The sequence below is a fragment of the Streptomyces sp. 2A115 genome (genome assembly GCF_052245575.1).
Taxonomy (GTDB): Bacteria; Actinomycetota; Actinomycetes; order Streptomycetales; family Streptomycetaceae; genus Streptomyces.
This window is the reverse complement of record NZ_JBQQCG010000012.1, coordinates 146,188-164,212: the sequence shown is the minus strand read 5'-3', so window position 1 is coordinate 164,212 and position 18,025 is coordinate 146,188. Positions and strand designations below refer to the sequence as shown.

The window sequence follows — 18,025 nt, the reverse complement described above, 5'->3', positions numbered from 1 at the left end:
TTCTTCTACTGTCTACAGCGCGTCGGGTCCGCGCTCGCCGGTCCGGACCCGGATGGCCGTGTCGACCGGGATGGACCAGACCTTGCCGTCACCGATCTTGCCGGTACGGGCCGCCTTCACGATCACGTCGAGCAGCTGCTCGGCGTCGTCGTCCTCGGCCAGTACCTCGATGCGGATCTTGGGGACCAGATCGACCGTGTACTCGGCGCCACGGTAGACCTCGGTGTGTCCCCGCTGCCGACCGTAGCCGCTGGCTTCCGTCACCGTCAGGCCGTGCACGCCGAAGGCCTGCAGGGCTTCCTTGATCTCGTCGAGCCGGTGCGGCTTCACGACGGCGGTGATGAGCTTCATGCGTCCACCTTCTTGGCCGGGGCGTCCTGAGACGGGGCGGGGGGTGCGGCGCTGAAGGACGCGCCGCCGCCGGCACCGCTGAAGTCGTACGCGGTCTCGGCGTGCTCCGCCTGGTCGATGCCCGCGACCTCTTCGTCCTCGGAGACCCGCATCCCGATCGTCTTGTCGATCAGGAAGGCGAGCACCGCGGAGGCGACGAGGGAGTAGGCGAGGACCGCGAAGACGCCGGCGCACTGCTTCCAGAACTGGTCGAGGCCGCCGCCGTAGAAGAGACCCTCAACGTCGGACTGGCCGCCACCGGTGGCGAGGAAGCCGATGAGCAGGGAGCCCACGACACCGCCGACCAGGTGGACACCGACGACGTCGAGCGAGTCGTCGTAACCGAACTTGTACTTCAGGCCCACGGCCATGGCGCAGAGCACACCGGCGACGACGCCGACCGCGATCGCGCCGAGCGGGGACACGGCACCACCGGACGGGGTGATCGCGACCAGACCGGCGACCGCACCGGAGGCGGCACCGAGCGTGGTGAACGCGCCGTGACGGATCTTCTCGTAGGCGAGCCAGGCGAGCATGGCCGCGGCGGTGGCGATCTGCGTGTTGATGAACATCAGCGCGCCGACACCGTCATCGTTGCCGAGCCACGAGCCGGCGTTGAATCCGAACCAGCCGAACCACAGCAGACCGGCGCCGAGCATGACCAGCGGCAGGCTGTGCGGGCGCATCGGGTCCTTCTTGAAGCCGACGCGCTTGCCGACCACGAGGATCACGCCGAGTGCCGCGGCACCCGCGTTGATGTGGACCGCGGTACCACCGGCGAAGTCGATGACGCCCAGGTCGAAGGCCCAGCCGCCGGTGCCCCACACCCAGTGCGCGACCGGGAAGTAGACGACTGTGGCCCACAGGGCGACGAACAGCGCCCAGGACGTGAACTTCACGCGGTCCGCGAGCGCGCCGCTGATCAGGGCGGGCGTGATGATCGCGAACATCAGCTGGAACACGGCGAAGACGTAGATCGGGACGGTGTAGCCGTCCCAGAGCTCCGTGAGACCGATCCCACTGAGGCCCACGTAGTCGGAGGACCAGCCGATGATGCTGCCGGAGTCGGTGCCGAAGGCGAGTGAGAAGCCATAGAGCACCCAGAGGATGGTGACGATCCCCATGCTGATGAAGCTCATCATCAGCATGTTGAGGGTGCTCTTGACCCGGACCATGCCTCCGTAGAAGAAGGCCAGACCGGGGGTCATGATCAGCACCAGGGCGGAGCAGATGAGCATGAACCCCGTGTTGGCGGCAGAGAGCTCTGTCTCTGCGGCAAGCGTGATGGCGGCTGGTGCCATCGGCGTCTCCTCGTCGTAAGTACGGCCCCGTGCGGGCGAAGCCATGAGCGGTGTATGCGGGGTGGGCCGGTTATGGGCCAGAGATTGGCGCAGCGCCGTTTCGACCGGCACCCCTGAATGTTTCACCGAAGTGACGAAGAGGCCTTACGTGTTACGCCTTGATGAACCGCCGGATAGTGGCGACATCGATCGTTATCGTGGCGCAACCTTCAAATGGTGGCTACCGCAACCATCGCCCGGGAAAGCCCCAACGGCGACCGGCCCCGTCCACGAGAGCGGCACCGGTCCAGGCGCGAAGGATGCCTGGAACCGGCCGCGGCCTGCCGTCCGATGACCTGGCACGGGGGAGCCGAGTCGGGCTGTTCGGGACGGAGGCCACGACCGGGGCACTGGGGTCAGACCGCCTCTGCGGTCTCGGGAAGTTCGACGGCGAGCTGCTCGGTCAGGTCCACGACTTCCGCGAGATCCCCGAAATCGCGTACGGCCGCGTCGACGGTTTTTCGGATACGAGTGTTGACCCGTTCCGACCGCACTTTCTTGGCGATCCCGAGGGCCCTGCGCACCAGGACCGCGCTCTGCTCCGGCTCGCGCTGGAGCAGGTGCACCGTGCCCATCCCGATGAGATTGAGTGCGTACGAACGCTGGTGCTCGCTGTCCTTCTCGAAGAGGTCGACGGCCCGCTGCATCACGGGCTCGGCCAGCGAGGCGTACGCGGGGCTGCGGCCTGCGACGTAGGCGAGGTCGCGGTACGAGTGGGAGTTCTCGCCGTGCAGCTCGGCCTCGGAGAAGAAGCGGATCCAGTCGGGGTCGGGCTCGTCGAACTCGACGGCGTCCTGGAAGCAGTCCTCGGCCATCCGGACGGCGCGCTTGCACTTGCCGGGCTGGCCCATATTGGCGTAGGCCCGGGCCTCCATCGCATACAGCATGGACTGGGTGCGCGGGCTCGCGCAGTCGCGACTTCCGTACTGTGCGAGGTGGATCAGTTCCAGCGCGTCGTCGGGCCGCCCCAGGTGGATCATCTGGCGGCTCATGCTGGACAGGATGTACGAGCCCAGCGGCTTGTCGGCGGCCTCCTTGGCGGCGTGCAGGGCGAGCACGAAGTACTTCTGCGCGGTGGGCTGGAGCCCGACGTCGTAGCTCATCCAGCCGGCCAGCTCCGCCAGCTCGGCGGCGACCTTGAACAGACGCTTGGTGGTGGCCTCGGGCTGTGGCTCCTGGAGGAGGTCGGTCACCTCGTGCAGCTGGCCGACGACCGCCTTGCGGCGCAGGCCGCCGCCGCACTGGGCGTCCCACTGCCGGAACATCACGGTGGTGGACTCCAGGAGGTCCAGCTCGGGCTGGGAGAGCCGGCCGGGGCGGCGCGCGGCGGCCGGCGACTCGGGCTCCTCGCGCGGGGCGGCAGGGCTGGGCACCAGCCAGCGCTGCATGGGCTCGATGAGTGTCGGTCCCGCGGAGAGGGCCAGCGACGTGCCGAGGAAGCCGCGCCGCGCCAGCATCAGGTCGCTGCGCGAGAACTCACTGATCAGGGCGACGGTCTGGGGGCCCGTCCAGGGCAGGTCGACCCCGGACACGGACGGTGACTGGTGCGCGGCGCGCAGACCGAGGTCCTCGACGGCGACGACACAACCGAAGCGCTCGGAGAACAGCTCGGACAGGATCCGCGGGATCGGCTCGCGCGGATTCTCCCCGTCCAGCCAGCGGCGGACGCGCGAGGTGTCCGTCGAGATGTGGTTGGCTCCCAACTGGCGTGCTCTGCGGTTCACTTGGCGCGCCAGCTCGCCCTTGGACCAGCCGCTGCGCACGAACCACGAGCCCAGCAGCTCATTGGGGCGCTTGTCAGCGTTCGTACCGCTTCCGCCGTTGCCGCCCACTGGAACGCCCCCATCCCTCAAACCACTTGTGCGCTGTGTGCGCCAAGCCCTACCAGAATGCCGGTACATGTGGTCGCCCGTCCGGCGGTTCTCACCCGTCGAACGGGAAGCCGAGTTGCCTCCGGCATACCCACGAGTGCGTGCGTCCCCAGGACCCGTGCACACACGGTAATCCTACGATCACGCTCACGACCATGGCGATCCCGGAAACGCCACCATTCGCCACCCCTTCGAATGAACTCCCGGTGACCCGTTCACGATTCACTTGACACATGACGGCCGCGAGTGGGCGCAGCGATGCACACCGGGGCGCGCGAAGTCGGGCGCACCCCCCGTAGCGCACCTGGGCGCCGCATGGACCACACAGCTTTGGGAACGGAGAGTTACGTTCCCGTTCCGTCACGTAACCACCCGCTCGCTGGACCCGTTGGAGGGGGCATGGGCTTCACGATCGGCGGCATCCGCGAAATCAGGTCCGGCACGCGTCGCCGCGGCCGCTCGTCAGAGTGCACCGCCGTGGCCGAGTTCACCGGCCTGTGGGGCTGGGACGTGGTCCCCGGCGCCCGCTCCGCCGCCGGTGCCTGCTCGTGCGGCCGCGGCGACTGCCCGGCATCCGGCGCGCATCCGCTCGACTTCGCACCGGTCGTCCCGGCCGGCTCCACACTCGACGAAGTGACCGAGGCCTGGGGCGAGTTCCCCGGCTCCGCGGTGATGCTCCCGGTCGGCCGCGCCTTCGACGTCATCGAAGTGGCCGAGCCCGCCGGCCGCCGCGCACTGCTCCGCCTGGAACGCATGGGCCTCCCGCTGGGCCCCGTGACCGCCACCCCCGACGGCCGCGCCCACTTCTTCGTCGCCCCGGGTGCGGCGGAGGCCCTACCGGAACTCCTCTACCGCATGGGCTGGGACGACGCGGCACTCGACCTGCACGGCCTGGGCCCCGGCACGCACATCACGGCCCCGCCCTCCGACCGCGGCGGCCTGGGCCCGGTCCGCTGGCTCCGCTCCCCCGCCCTCGACTCGGCCACGAAGCCGCCCGCCGCCCGGCTGCTGCTGGGGACGCTGGCCTACGTGGCGCACCGGTCACGCGCCTAGAGGGCTTCCGGGCGGCAACAGCGAAGGACCCCGCCGCATCTGCACCATGGGGCGGGGTCCTTCTTCGAGCACCTAGGAAATTTGCCAGGTGCTCACTCTCCGATAAGGGCGTCAACGAACGCCTCCGGCTCGAACGGCGCCAGGTCGTCCGCGCCCTCGCCGAGACCGACGAGCTTGACGGGTACGCCCAGTTCTCGCTGGACGGCGATGACGATGCCGCCCTTGGCCGTGCCGTCGAGCTTGGTGAGCACGATGCCGGTGATGTCGACGACCTCGGCGAAGACGCGGGCCTGCACAAGCCCGTTCTGACCGGTGGTGGCATCCAGGACCAGCAGGATCTCGTCGAGCGGGGCGTGCTTCTCGACGACGCGCTTGACCTTGCCGAGCTCATCCATGAGGCCGGTCTTGGTGTGCAGACGGCCGGCCGTGTCGATGAGGACGACATCGGCGCTCTCCTCGATGCCCTCCTTGACCGAGTCGAAGGCGACGGAAGCCGGGTCGCCACCCTCGGGGCCGCGCACGGTGCGGGCGCCGACGCGCTCGCCCCAGGTCTGCAGCTGGTCGGCGGCGGCGGCACGGAAGGTGTCGGCCGCGCCGAGAACCACGTGCTTGCCGTCGGCGACGAGCACGCGCGCGAGCTTGCCGGTGGTGGTGGTCTTGCCGGTGCCGTTGACCCCGACGACCATCACGATGCCCGGGGTGTCCAGACCCGACTCGGTGTTCACGGTGCGGTCGAAGTCGGGCACGAGGAGGGTGAGCAGCTCCTCGCGCAGCAGGCCGCGCAGCTCCTCGGGCGTGCGCGTGCCGAGCACCTTCACGCGCTCGCGCAGCCGCTCGACCAGCTCCTGGGTGGGCTGCACGCCGACGTCGGCGGTGAGCAGCGTGTCCTCGATCTCCTCCCAGGTGTCCTCGTCGAGGTGCTCGCGCGAGAGGAGCGTGAGCAGCCCCTGACCGAGCGCGCTCTGCGAGCGGGAGAGCCGGGCGCGCAGGCGCACCAGGCGACCGGCGGTCGGCTCCGGGACCTCGATCGGGGGAGCCTCGACAAGCGGCGGCTCCTCGACGGCGACCGGGGCGGTCGCCGAGGCGTCCGGGAGATCCACCTCCTCTATCGTGCGGCGCGGTTCGTCGCGCGGCGTCTCGGCCTCGTCGCCGATATGCGGCTCGGCCGGCGGGGCGGTGATGTCGGGGGCGGCTGGGGGCGGCGGGGGCAGCTGCTTCCGCTTGCGACTGCCGATCACGAGCCCGCCGAGCGCGCCGATCACGACCAGGGCGATGACTACAGCAAGGATGACGATTTCCATAACCCGTCCAGTATGGCGTGACCTGCCGCCCGGCCGTTCGTTGCGTGCGTCGGGGTTGTGTGGCCTACGGACCGGCCCGGCCCGCCACCCGACCTCACCGTCGGCGGTGAAGCCCTCGGGGCGGAGTCACAACGAGTCCGGTGCGGCCGGGCGCGTCGGGAACGCGCAGCAGCGCCCCCATGGCGTGTCACGACCCATGACGTGGGCCGTGACACGCCCTCGCACATCAGCGTCTACTACTCCAAAGGACGCGAGCCTGACAGGAGGGTCTTCGGGCAGGCCGCGGGATTGACCCTCCCGGTGATCACGAACGTCGGCCTGCTCTCGGCGGCCGGCATCAGCCGGGCACTCTCCCCGACGTCACTCACTGTCCGTCGCGCACGGCCTCCTCGGAGGGGATGGCCGGACATTCGGCCGGCGGTGCCGACAGCCGTCGTCCTGGGTGTCCCGCGACTATGGCCGTCTGACGCACCGTCAGCTACCGTCCCCCTTCACCGACACCCCACCCGCTCGGCGAAGGGGGACTTTCCCATGCCCGTAACGGTCGTACGTTTCAACCTCGTGGAGCCCGACGCCACGCCCGCCTCGCTCAGCTCCCGCTACCAGGCCGCGCTGGAGATGGCCGCGTACGCCGACGACCGCGGGATGACCACCGTGCAGACCGAGGAGCACCACGGGGCCGCCAACAACTGGCTGCCCTCGCCCTTCACCTTCGCGGGCGCGGTCTTCGGCACGACCCGGCGGATCGCGGTCACCGTGTCGGCGATCATCGGTCCGCTGCACGATCCGCTGCGGCTGGCCGAGGACATCGCCGTACTGGACCTGCTCAGCGCCGGCCGGCTCGTCACGGTCGCGGGGATCGGCTACCGGCCCGAGGAGTACGCGCTCTTCGACGTGGAGTGGAAGCGGCGGGGCAAGCTCCAGGACGAGCTTCTGGAGACTGTGCTGAAGGCCTGGTCGGGCGAGGAGTTCGAGTACCGCGGCCGTACGGTACGGGTCACTCCGCGCCCGTTCTCGGATCCGCACCCCCTGCTGCTGGTCGGCGGCTCATCGAAAGCGGCGGCCCGGCGTGCGGCGCGGCTCGGGCTGCCGTTCTTCCCGAGCGCGCATCTGCCGGAGCTGGAGGCGTACTACAAGGAGCTGCTCGTGGAGTACGGCACGGAGGGCTGGACCATGATGCCCCCGGCGGTCACCCCGCTGCTGCACCTCGCCGAGGACCCGGACCGCGTCTGGGCCGAGCACGGTGAGCACTTCCTGCACGAGGCGCGGACGTACGCCTCCTGGCAGTCCTCGGACATCCGCTCGGCGGTGAAGTCGGCGGCCACCACGGTCGACGAGCTGCGCGCCGAGGGGGTGTACCGGATCGTGACGCCGGACGAGTGCCTGGCGCAGGGCCTCGACAACTACGTACTGCATCCGCTGTCCGGCGGAATGCCGGTCGACGAGGGCTGGCGGAGCATGCACCTGTTCTGCGAAAACGTACTGCCCCGGCTCAAGGACCTCTAGGTCTTCGAGGCTGCGCCGGGGCAGTACGTCTTACGGGTACGAGGAGAGGGGCAGCGGGGGCTTTGGCCCTTCTCCCCGAGCTTCGGGGGAGGCTTCGAGGCCTAGCCCATCTCCTCCAGGGCCTTGCCCTTGGTCTCCTTCACGTACTTGAGCACGAAGGGGATGGAGAGGGCGGCGAAGACCGTGTAGATCACGTAGGTCACGGAGAGGTTCCAGTCGGCCAGCGACGGGAAGCTCGCGGTGATGGCCCAGTTGGCGATCCACTGCGCGGAGGCGGCGACGCCGAGGGCGGCGGCGCGGATCTTGTTGGGGAACATCTCACCGAGGAAGACCCAGACGACCACACCCCAGGAGAGGGCGAAGAAGAGGACGAACACGTGGGCGGCGACGAGGGCGACCCAGCCCTGGGTCGCCGGCAGCTTTCCGTCGACGAGGTCGAAGGAGAAGGCCCAGGCCTCCAGGGCGAGGCCGACGACCATGCCAACGGAGCCGATGAGCGCGAGCGGCCTGCGTCCGATCCGGTCGACGAAGATCATGGCGATCACGGTGCCGACGATGTTGATGATCGACGTGGTGAACGAGTAGAAGAACGACTCCGTCGGGTCGACGCCGACCGACTGCCACAGCGTCGAGGAGTAGTAGAACGCGACGTTGATGCCGACGAACTGCTGGAAGACCGACAGCCCGATGCCGATCCAGACGATCGGCTTGAAGAAGAAGCTCCCGCCGAGCAGGTCCTTGAAGACCGACTTGTGTTCGCTCTTCATGGCGTGCTCGATCTCGGCGACGCGGGCGTCCAGGTCGATGTTCTCGCCCTCGACCTCCTTGAGCACCTCACGAGCGCGCTCGTCCCGGCCCGCGGAGATCAGGAAGCGCGGGGACTCGGGAATCGCGAAGGAGAGCAGACCGTAGAGGACGGCCGGGACGACCATCACGCCAAGCATGACCTGCCAGGCTTCGAGGCCCATGATCTTGCCGCGCTGGTCGCCGTCGGCGGCGTTCAGGAGGCCCCAGTTGACCAGCTGCGAGACGGCGATGCCGATGACGATCGCGGCCTGCTGGAAGGCGCCGAGGCGTCCGCGGTACGCGGCGGGGGCGACCTCGGCGATGTAGGCGGGGCCGATGACCGAGGCCATGCCGATGGCGAAGCCGCCGATGACACGCCAGAAGGCCAGGTCGTAGAGGGAGAAGGGCAGCGCGGAACCGACGGCGCTGACCGTGAACAGCACGGCCGAGATCTGCATGCAGCGGATGCGGCCGATGCGGTCGGCTATGCGACCCGCCGTGGCGGCACCGATCGCACAGCCGATCAGCGCGATGGCGATGACCTGGGCCAGGGCCGCGGAGCCGATGTCGTACCGGCCCCGGATGGCCTCGACGGCGCCGTTGATCACGGAACTGTCGTAGCCGAAGAGGAAGCCGCCCATCGCGGCCGCCGCCGCGATGAAGATGACATGCCCGAGGTGTTCGGGATGAGCCTCTCGGGCTCCTGACTTGGATGGCTGCACTGTGCTGGTCACGTGAACTCCTCGGGCCACCGGCAACGCTGCCGGCATGAAAATGAGCCCTTCCAGATGGTCCTACCAATGGCATGGGGGACACGCCACTGTTCACCTGAAGGCAAAAACGATGCTTCCGAGCTTATGCCTTCATGTTTCGAAGTCAAGACAGGGCAGTTGTGAACCATGCAAGACCAAGGTAAGAGATTCATGTTCAAGCCTTGAAGGAAAGGAAACCGTGCGGATGCTCGACGCTCGTCAGCGAAGCCGCTGACTGATCACCTTCGACACCCCGTCGCCTTGCATGGACACGCCATACAGCGCGTCAGCGACCTCCATCGTGCGCTTCTGGTGCGTGATCACGATCAGCTGCGAGGCCTCCTGCAGCTCCTGCATGATCCGGATGAGCCGCTGCAGGTTGGTGTCGTCGAGCGCCGCCTCGACCTCGTCCATCACATAGAAGGGGCTGGGCCGCGCCTTGAAGATCGACACGAGCAGGGCGACGGCGGTCAGGGACCGCTCACCACCGGAGAGCAACGACAGCCGCTTGACCTTCTTGCCCGGCGGCCTCGCCTCGACATCGACACCCGTGGTGAGCATGTTGTCGGGATCGGTCAGGATGAGGCGTCCGTCCCCGCCCGGGAACAGCCGGCTGAAGACCCCTTCGAACTGCCGGGCCGTGTCCAGGTACGCCTCGGTGAAGACCTGCTCGACCCTCTCGTCGACCTCCTTCACCACCTGAAGAAGATCGGCACGCGTCTTCTTCAGGTCCTCCAGCTGCTCGCTGAGGAACTTGTGGCGTTCCTCCAGCGCGGCGAACTCCTCCAGGGCGAGCGGGTTGACCTTTCCGAGCTGCTGGTACGCCCGTTCGGCCGACTTGAGCCGCTTCTCCTGCTCTGCGCGGTGGAACCGGCGGGGCTGGTTGCGCGGATGTTCGGGGTCGTCCGGCAGCTCCTCGCCCTCGGCGGGGAGCGAGGGCGGCACGAGCTGGTCGGGACCGTAGTCCGCGACGAGCCCGGCCGGTTCGACCCCCAGCTCCTCCAGCGCCTTCGCCTCCAACTGCTCGATCCGCATGCGCTTCTCCGCGCCGAGCACCTCGCCGCGGTGCACCGAATCCGTGAGCTTGTCGAGCTCGGCCTTGAGGTCGCGGCCCTCGTTGCGGGCGACGACGAGCTCCTGCTCCCGTCGCGTCTTGGCGCTCTCCGCGGCCGTACGCTCCTGATCCGCCCTGCCGAGCGACACCTCGACATGGGCGAGCAGCTGCCGCGCGCCCGAGGCGACGGCCTCGGCGACGGCGGCCTCGTGCCGCAGCCTCGCCCTGCGCTGCTCGGCACGCGCGCGTGCCTCGCGTTCGGCCCGCGCCGCCCGGTCGAGCGAATCGGCCCGCCCGGCAAGACCCTTGACCCGCTCCTCGTGCGTACGCACCTGGAGCCGGGCCTCCATCTCGGTCTGCCGCGCGTTGGCCCCATCGGCCGCGAGCCGGTCCCGCACGGAGGTGTCGGGCTCCTCCTCGACCGGCATCTCCTCGGCGACGACGAGCCGTTCGGCCAGCTCTTCCGCCTCCTGTACGGCCCGGTCGAGGGCATCCTGTGCCCGCGCGGCCGCGGCGGTGCTCCGCTCGGCCTCTCCGGCGGCGCCCCGCGCCTGCCCGGCCAGCCGCCCCAGCTGCTGCGCGACCCCGGACTTCTCCCGCTCGGCGGCCCGCCGCCGCTCCCCCAACTCCTCGAGGAGGGCGGCCCGTTCCTTGCGAACCTCACCCGCCCGGTGCTGCGTCTCGGTCAACTCCTCGCACAGCACGCCCAGTTCTTCCAGCTCGGCCGCGGCCTCGTCGACGGACGCCTGCACTTCGAGCAGACTCGGCGCCCCGGCCGACCCGCCCTGCGCGAAGTGCGCCCCGAGCAGGTCTCCCTCCGCGGTCACCGCGGTCAACTCGGGCCGCGCGTAGACGAGATCCTCGGCGTCCTCAAGTGTGCTCACGACGACAATGCCGCGCAGGAGACGGCGTACAGCGGGCATCAGCTCGGAGGGGCCACGGACCAGATCGGCGGCGTAGGGAGGGTCACTGCGCTCTGGGACTACGTCGCCGGGGGCGCCGCCCGCCTGCTCAGTACCGGACCGACCCTGTCCACCGCCACCAGCCGGACCACCGACACGGACACCGACGCCGCCGTCAGCGACACCGGCCCGCCGCGCGACCTCATCACCCCGGCGGCTCTCACCCGAACCGCCCGCCGCCTCCGGCGCTCCCGCCAGCAGCAGGGCCGCTCGCCCGGCGTCCTGCTTGCGCAGGAGGCGGATGGCGTCCGCCGCCGAGGCGGGTGTCGTCACGGCGATGGCGTCCGCGGCCGCGCCGAAGGCGGCGGCCAGCGCGACCTCGAAGCCAGGTGTCACCGACAGCAGCTCGGCCGCGGGCCCGAGCAGCCCGGTCAGCCGGTCCTTCGCACCCAGCAGCGCGCCCGTGCCGTCCTTGCGCCGCAGCCCCAGCGCCAGCGCCTCGCGGGCCGCGGTCAGAGCGGACTCGGCCTCCGCGAGCGCGCGCTTGGCCGCCTCGTGCCGCTCGCCCAGCTCCACATCGCCGGCGTCCAGGCCGTCGACCTCGGCCTTGAGCTGCTCGTACTCCTCCTGGGCGGCGACCGCGCGTTCCTGGGCCTCGTCGCGGGCGGAGGCGAGACGGTCGATCTCGGCCTGGGCGGAGGCGGCGCGCGAGCGGGCCGCGTTGACCTGACCGCTCAGCCGGGCGAGCCCTTCACGGCGGTCGGCTATGGCGCGGGCCACGTCCTTCAGGCGCCGCTCCTCCACCGCCAGCTCGCGCTCCAGGTCGGCCCGGTGCGCGACCGTGTCCTCCAGGGCGTGCTCGGCCGCTTCCAGGGCCGCTTCGAGCTCGGCCTCCTGCTCCCGGACCCGTGCGGCCTCGCGCTCCATGTCCTCGGGGTCGCGCCCGCGCCGCTCCTCCGGCGGCTGGGCGGTCGCGCTCTTGACCCGCGCGTCCGCCAGCGACACCGTGCCGCGTACCCGCTCGGCCAGCTGCGACAGCTCGTACCAGGTCTGCTGGGCCCGCTGGAGCCGGGGCGAGAGGCGCCGTACCTCGTCCTCGAGCAGCGCCTCCCGCTGGAGCGCCTTCTTCAGCTCGGCCTCGGCGGCCTCCTTGCGTTCCTTGAGCGCGGCCTCGTCTGCGATCTCGGTCTGGAGCGCCCCTCGCAGTCGTACGAGATCGTCGGCGAGGAGCCGGAGGCGGGCGTCGCGCAGGTCGGCCTGGATGACGGCGGCCCGGCGCGCGACGGCGGCCTGCCGGCCGAGGGGCTTCAGCTGCCGCCGGAGCTCGTCCGTGAGGTCCTGCACGCGCGCGAGGTTCGCCTGCATCGCGTCCAGCTTCCGCAGCGCCTTCTCCTTGCGCTTGCGGTGCTTCAGTACGCCCGCGGCCTCTTCGATGAAGGCGCGGCGGCCCATCGGATCGGCGTGCAGGACGGAGTCGAGCTGGCCCTGGCCGACGATGACGTGCATCTCGCGGCCGATGCCGGAATCGGAGAGGAGTTCCTGGATGTCCAGCAGCCGACACGTATCGCCGTTGATCTGGTACTCGCTGCCACCGTTGCGGAACATGATCCGCGTGATGGTGACTTCGGCATACTCAATGGGCAGCGCGCCGTCGGAGTTGTCGATGGTGAGGGACACCTCGGCACGGCCGAGCGGCGGGCGCCCGGTGGTGCCGGCGAAGATGACGTCCTCCATCTTGCCGCCGCGCAGCGACTTGGCACCCTGCTCGCCCATGACCCAGCTCAGCGCGTCCACGACATTGGACTTGCCGGAGCCGTTGGGCCCCACGACGCACGTGATGCCCGGCTCGAACCGCAGCGTGGTCGCCGAGGCGAACGATTTGAACCCGCGCAGGGTCAGGGCCTTGAGGTGCACGCAGCCGGACTCTACCTTCCGGGTCGGTCTCACTCCATGAACGCGCGGTTTCACCCATGAACGTGCAGGGCACACCAGACGTTAAAGAGAGTGAAAGAGTGCGCGGGAGCAAGTAAGACAAGAAAGAAGGGACGCCGAAGCGTCCCTTGCAACTCTGATAGCGGCTGACACGGACAGCCTGTCACTGGTGGCGTCGTTGCGGTTCAGTGATCAGGTGAGCGCAGGCTCCGCCTGGGGTACGTCGATGCTCTCGAAAGAGTCGTGAGAAGCGGCAGCCGCGAGCGCGTCGTTCTCGGCCTGGATCCGTACGAGCTCGGATTCCAGGTCCTGTACACGCTGCTGGAGCCGTCGCATCTCGGCGATGAGTCGAGGGTCGGAGCCGCCGACGTAACCGAGAAGCGCCTTTGCCATGATGGATGGTCCTCCACACTGAGTGACCGACCGAAGCGGTGTGGGTCGTGAGGGAATCGCACCCGCGATGCCTGACACTCTGGCAGCAATCTTGCAGTTCCTGCTGCCGCTCTTACATGCCAAACAGCTAAGGTGCGCGGGGCTTTCAGCGTCTCACCAAAAAGTTTGACGGTCAACACGATCACGCCCCGTATTGGGGGGCAACCCGGGGCGCGCGGCCGGAAAACGGGCGGCGCTGCCTCTCTCTCGGGGCCCTGAGGGCGTGGAGATCATCCTTACTCGCCGAGCCTTCCACGGCAAGGGTTTCTTGGCAACCACCAGGTACTTTCCGCCCTGGGCGGGGGCCCGGCGCACGCCCCGCGCCCCCGCCCGGGGCGTCGCCGTCGACGAAGGACAGTGGATCTCACCGGATGGCGAAGCCGTCGTAGCCGCCGCGGGGCGTGTCCCAAATCTCAGTGACCCCGTCGACGCGGCCCGGCGTGTCGTCCCCCTGGAGCCAGTCGAGCAGGGTCTGGCAGCCGCCGCGGGGGCCTTCCGCGACCACTTGGACCCGTCCATCGGCCAAATTGAGAGCAAAGCCACTCAGGCCGCCGATCTCCAGGGCCCTGGCCCGCGTGTACCAGCGGAAACCCACGCCCTGGACGCGTCCGCGCACCCAGGCGACCAGTCGTACGTCCTCGCTCATGGCTGCACGCTAACCGGCCAATTGCACTCGGAGCACTTCCTCCTCTTCCGCCATGGGGTACCGTCCCGACGCAATGCACCTCACTCGTTCGAGTGAGGAACGTTGACCGCAAGGATGAGGAAGGCCAAGGAGATGGGACGCCACCGACGCTCCGCCGCCGGCCGCGCCGCCACAGGCCGCGCCACCGGGGTCACGCAAACGTATGAAACATATACGGCCAGCTATCTGACGGCAGACGCGGGCGACTACCCAGCTGCGGGCGATTACGCGACCGCCGATGGTTACGCCACCGCCGGCCTCTACGACTCGCCGGGCGGCATCCACGAGACGGGCGACCTCTACGCGAGGAGCGACGCCTACCTCTTCGAGTCGAGCGACGCCGCCCATGCCTCGGCCGGCTACGCGCCCGGTGGTTCGCAGCGCGGCCACCGCCGCCGGAAGAAGGGCGCGACGCCCGTACGCACCGGTCTGCTCGGTGTCTCGGCCGCCGTCGCGATGGGCGCCGTAGCGGTCGCCTCGGGGCTAATGCCGGGCAGTGACAACTACTCGATCGGCGGCAACGCGGACAAGGTGCAGGCCGCCGACACGCCGAGCGACGTGGAGACCCAGGGCGGCACGAACGGCGCGGCGGACGACCGCCAGGACGACGCGGGCACCAGCCGTGACCTGGAGCGCTCTCCCTCACCCTCGGTCTCGCCCACGAAGGCCCCGGAGAAGGAAGCCGAGACTCCCTCCGCGAAGCCGTCGACCAAGGCTCCGGCCGCCGAGGCGAAGCCGAAGCCGACCCCGTCGCGTACGGCCACGAAGGCACCCAAGACCATCCCGTCGCAGGCGGGGTCCACGGCGTCCAGCGCCGAGGCCGAGGTGCTCTCGCTGGTCAACGAGGAGCGGGCCAAGGCGGGCTGCAGCCCGGTGGCCGCGTCCAGCTCGCTGGCCGCGCTGGCCGAGGCGTTCAGCAAGGACATGGCCGCGCGGGACTTCTTCGACCACACGGACCCGAGCGGGGCCACCCCCTGGGACCGGGCGGAGGACGCCGGCATCACGAACCTCGGCGGCGAGAACATCGCCCGCGGCCAGGCCGATGCCGCGGCGGTGATGGAGGCCTGGATGAACAGCCCCGGCCACCGCGCGAACATCCTCAACTGCGACTTCAAGACCCTGGGCGTCGGCGCGCACTTCGCGTCGGGCGGCCCTTGGTGGACGCAGGACTTCGGCTACTAGCCGGACCAGCAGGTGAGGATCCCGGAACGCTAACGGAAAGTTAGCGCACCCCTGTGGTATGCGCTGCGCCGAGTACGCTTGAGGCATGGACCTCATGAAGCAGCCGGATCTCACCGAGCCTCCGGACCTCGCCTACGACGTGTTCTCCAAGGCGTGCCCGTCCCGAGGCACCCTGGAGCACGTCACGGGGCGCTGGGGCGCGCTCACACTCGGGGCGCTGCACGAGGGCTCGTTCCGCTTCAACGAACTGCGCCGACGCATCGACGGCGTGAGCGAGAAGATGCTGTCGCAGACGCTGCACGCGCTGGAGCGGGACGGCCTGGTGCACCGTGAGGCGCAGCCGACGAACCCGCCGCGGGTGGACTACGAGCTGACGCCGCTGGGCCGCGAGGTCGCCGAGCGGTTGCTGGCCCTCATCCACTTCATGGAAGACCGCATGGACGACGTGCTGGTGGCGCGTGAGCGCTACGACCGGGCGCGCGAATCAAGAGGGGCACGCGGAGCGCTCGGTTAGGGGGCTTCTGATGGATCTCCGTGGAGGAAGGAGCGGCGTTCGGTGCGTGCTCTCGGCATGCGGGCAGAAGTCCATGTAGCGGAGCTAGCTGGGCTTTTGTCCGGTGCCGCCAGAGTGCGTGCCGGGCGTCGCGACGCAGCGGGGATCCATCAGAAGCCCCCTAGGGGCGGTGGGCGACGGGCGGTCGCTGACAGCGCGGGCAGAAGTAGCTGGACCGGTTCATCCAGGGCCGCCGCCGCATCACGGTGCCGCAGCGCCGGCATGGCTCGCCCTCACGGCCGTACGCGTCGAGCGACCGGTCGAAGTAGCCCGACTCCCCGTTCACGTTGACGTACAGGCTGTCGAAGCTCGTGCCGCCGACAGCGAGAGCCTCGTTCATCACATCCCGTACGTGGCCCAGGAGTTCGGCCGTGCGCGGGCGCGTGAAACCGGTGGTCGGGCGCTCGTAGTGGAGTCGCGCGCGCCAAAGTGCCTCGTCCGCGTAGATGTTGCCGACGCCGCTGATCAATGACTGGTCGAGCAGGGCGCGTTTGATGGTCGTACGCCGTCGCCTCAGGGCCTCGTGGAACAAGGCGTCGTCGAACAGCGGGTCCAAGGGGTCGCGGGCGATGTGCGCGATGACGTCGGGCAGCCCGTCGGGGGACGTCTCGTGCAACGAGAGGCCGCCGAAGGTGCGTTGGTCGACGAAACGAAGCTCGGTGTGGACGTCGTCGGCGAATCGGATGCGGATGCGCAGGTGCTTCTCGTCGGGTGCGTCCTGCGGCTGGACGAGGAGCTGTCCGCTCATCCCGAGGTGCGCGAGGACGGCGCTCGGGGAGTCGGCTGAGCCGCCTCGGGGAAGTGGGGCCTGCCCCACTTCCCCGAGGTCGCTCAGCGGCAGCCAGAGGTACTTGCCACGGCGTTGGGCGAGCCCGATGCGGTGTCCCTTGACCCGGGCTCCGAAGTCCTCGCCGCCCGCGATGTGCCGGCGTACCGCACGCGGGTGCAGGACCTGTACGTCGGCGACGATCCGCCCGCTGACCCAGCGCTCCAGTCCACGCCGTACGACCTCGACCTCAGGCAGTTCGGGCACGGTCTCTCCTCCGGAAGCATGGACCGACGACTCGGGCGCCCCGAGCCGGGGCCTCGCGCCCGCAGCGTACCGCCGGCGCTACCGAACGCGATCGCCCGCCCCCTTTGGCCGGGGGCGGGCGATCGGTGACGGCCGTGGCCGTGGGTCGTACGTCAGTCAGGCTGAAGCGGTGTCGGACGTCGCTGTCGAGGGGGTGTCGACGGCCCCCTCGGGACGTTCGTCCCCCTCGGGCAGCTCGGTGTCCGCGACCAGTTCGGCCTCGGCGGCCAGCTTGGCGTCCGCGGCCAGTTCGGCGTCCGCGGCGGCCTTCGCCGCCGTCGCGCGCTCGTCCGCGGCGGAGCGGATCTCCCGCCACGCGGACTCCGCTGCCTGCTGCTCCGCCTCCTTCTTGCTGCGGCCGGTGCCGGTGCCGTACGAGACGCCTCCGACGCGGGCAGCAGCAGTAAAGGTCTTCTCGTGGTCCGGGCCGGTCTCGGTGACCAGGTACTCGGGCACGCCGAGACCCTCGGTCGCCGTGAGCTCCTGGAGACTGGTCTTCCAGTCCAGGCCCGCGCCCAGGTTGGAGGATTTCTCGATCAGCGGGTCGAAGAGCCGGTGGACGAGGTCGCCCGCCGCTTCGAGACCCTGGTCGAGATAGACAGCGCCGATCACCGCTTCAAGGGTGTCGGCGAGGATGGACGCCTTGTCCCGGCCGCCCGTGCCCTCTTCGCCCCGGCCGAGCCGGATGAAGGAGCCCAGTTCGAGCCCACGGCCCACCTCCGCCAGCGCACGCGAGTTGACCACCGCGGCCCGCAACTTGGCCAGCTGGCCTTCGGGCAGGTCGGGGTGGGTGCGGTACAGCGTGTCCGTGACCACGAGGCCGAGCACGGAGTCCCCGAGGAACTCCAGGCGCTCGTTGGTGGGCAGACCGCCGTTCTCGTACGCGTACGAACGGTGGGTCAGTGCACGCACCAGAAGGGCGGACTCGAGCTTGTACCCGAGCCGCCCTTCCAGAAGCGTGTGGGACGAGGCTGTGTCCGCCTTGTTCTTGGCGTTTACGTCCGCCTTGGCGTCAGACATGAAGCCTCTCACCAGCCGCTCAGACCTCGAGGACCTGGCGCTTGTTATAGGTGCCGCAAGCGGGGCACGCGATGTGCTGCAGCTTGGGCTCGTGGCAACGCTCGCACGCAACCAGGTTGGGGACCGCAGCCTTCCACTGCGACCGGCGGTGGCGCGTGTTGCTGCGCGACATCTTCCGCTTCGGAACAGCCACG

At 69.6% G+C, this 18,025-nt stretch carries 15 protein-coding genes; 4 read left to right on the top strand and 11 right to left on the bottom strand.

Going from position 1 to position 18,025, the window contains the following annotated elements:
- Window positions 1–12: 12 nt before the first annotated feature.
- From ACTWQR_RS13815 to nsdA, 3 genes are all read right to left on the bottom strand, one after another.
- Complete coding sequence (locus ACTWQR_RS13815) at window positions 13–351, bottom strand: P-II family nitrogen regulator (RefSeq protein WP_443227307.1); 339 nt, start codon at window positions 349–351, stop codon at window positions 13–15.
- Window positions 348–1,691: an ammonium transporter gene (locus ACTWQR_RS13810; RefSeq protein ID WP_443227306.1), complete on the bottom strand. Its 1,344-nt coding sequence runs from the start codon at window positions 1,689–1,691 to the stop codon at window positions 348–350. Before ACTWQR_RS13810 ends, ACTWQR_RS13815 begins: the two co-directional genes overlap by 4 nt.
- A 395-nt stretch (window positions 1,692–2,086) precedes the next feature.
- Entirely contained in the window at window positions 2,087–3,562 is a 1,476-nt protein-coding gene (nsdA, locus tag ACTWQR_RS13805) for a transcriptional repressor NsdA (protein ID WP_443227305.1), read from the bottom strand.
- 438 nt (window positions 3,563–4,000) lie between these two features.
- On the opposite strand from nsdA, the gene ACTWQR_RS13800 reads away from it, so the two are divergent.
- Window positions 4,001–4,654 carry a bifunctional DNA primase/polymerase gene (locus ACTWQR_RS13800; RefSeq protein ID WP_443227304.1) on the top strand — a complete coding sequence of 218 codons (654 nt, stop codon included), beginning with the start codon at window positions 4,001–4,003 and terminating at the stop codon, window positions 4,652–4,654.
- A 92-nt stretch (window positions 4,655–4,746) separates the two neighbouring features.
- On the opposite strand, the gene ftsY is transcribed toward ACTWQR_RS13800, so the two are convergent.
- Window positions 4,747–5,955, bottom strand: coding sequence for a signal recognition particle-docking protein FtsY (gene ftsY / locus ACTWQR_RS13795; RefSeq protein ID WP_443227303.1), 1,209 nt, complete (start codon window positions 5,953–5,955; stop codon window positions 4,747–4,749).
- 531 nt (window positions 5,956–6,486) lie between these two features.
- Here ftsY and ACTWQR_RS13790 point away from each other — a divergent pair.
- A complete protein-coding gene (locus ACTWQR_RS13790; RefSeq protein WP_443227302.1) occupies window positions 6,487–7,461 on the top strand; it encodes an LLM class flavin-dependent oxidoreductase in 975 nt (324 codons plus the stop codon).
- A 101-nt stretch (window positions 7,462–7,562) separates the two neighbouring features.
- Here ACTWQR_RS13790 and ACTWQR_RS13785 read toward each other — a convergent pair whose 3' ends face one another.
- From ACTWQR_RS13785 to ACTWQR_RS13770, 4 genes are all read right to left on the bottom strand, one after another.
- Window positions 7,563–8,981: a sugar porter family MFS transporter gene (locus ACTWQR_RS13785; protein ID WP_443227301.1), complete on the bottom strand. Its 1,419-nt coding sequence runs from the start codon at window positions 8,979–8,981 to the stop codon at window positions 7,563–7,565.
- 237 nt (window positions 8,982–9,218) lie between these two features.
- Window positions 9,219–12,869, bottom strand: a complete 3,651-nt coding sequence (locus tag ACTWQR_RS13780) for an AAA family ATPase (protein WP_443227300.1) — start codon at window positions 12,867–12,869, stop codon at window positions 9,219–9,221.
- Between the two features lie 210 nt (window positions 12,870–13,079).
- Entirely contained in the window at window positions 13,080–13,280 is a 201-nt protein-coding gene (locus tag ACTWQR_RS13775) for a hypothetical protein (protein ID WP_121406195.1), read from the bottom strand.
- A gap of 403 nt (window positions 13,281–13,683) precedes the next feature.
- Window positions 13,684–13,965 carry an acylphosphatase gene (locus tag ACTWQR_RS13770; RefSeq protein WP_443227299.1) on the bottom strand — a complete coding sequence of 94 codons (282 nt, stop codon included), beginning with the start codon at window positions 13,963–13,965 and terminating at the stop codon, window positions 13,684–13,686.
- Window positions 13,966–14,097: 132 nt separating this feature from the next.
- Between ACTWQR_RS13770 and ACTWQR_RS13765 the strand changes: the two genes are divergently transcribed.
- Both ACTWQR_RS13765 and ACTWQR_RS13760 read left to right on the top strand, forming a co-directional pair.
- Window positions 14,098–15,186, top strand: coding sequence for a CAP domain-containing protein (locus ACTWQR_RS13765; protein WP_443227298.1), 1,089 nt, complete (start codon window positions 14,098–14,100; stop codon window positions 15,184–15,186).
- 94 nt (window positions 15,187–15,280) lie between these two features.
- The gene (locus tag ACTWQR_RS13760; RefSeq protein WP_443227332.1) at window positions 15,281–15,700 is read left to right on the top strand and encodes a winged helix-turn-helix transcriptional regulator; all 420 of its coding nucleotides are present in this window, start codon (window positions 15,281–15,283) and stop codon (window positions 15,698–15,700) included.
- Between the two features lie 160 nt (window positions 15,701–15,860).
- Here ACTWQR_RS13760 and mutM read toward each other — a convergent pair whose 3' ends face one another.
- The 3 genes from mutM to rpmF form a co-directional block, all read right to left on the bottom strand.
- Entirely contained in the window at window positions 15,861–16,772 is a 912-nt protein-coding gene (gene mutM / locus ACTWQR_RS13755; protein WP_443227297.1) for a bifunctional DNA-formamidopyrimidine glycosylase/DNA-(apurinic or apyrimidinic site) lyase, read from the bottom strand.
- Between the two features lie 156 nt (window positions 16,773–16,928).
- Window positions 16,929–17,831 carry a ribonuclease III gene (rnc, locus tag ACTWQR_RS13750; protein ID WP_443227296.1) on the bottom strand — a complete coding sequence of 301 codons (903 nt, stop codon included), beginning with the start codon at window positions 17,829–17,831 and terminating at the stop codon, window positions 16,929–16,931.
- 19 nt (window positions 17,832–17,850) lie between these two features.
- A complete protein-coding gene (rpmF, locus tag ACTWQR_RS13745) occupies window positions 17,851–18,024 on the bottom strand; it encodes a 50S ribosomal protein L32 (protein ID WP_033321093.1) in 174 nt (57 codons plus the stop codon).
- Window position 18,025: the final 1 nt, after the last annotated feature.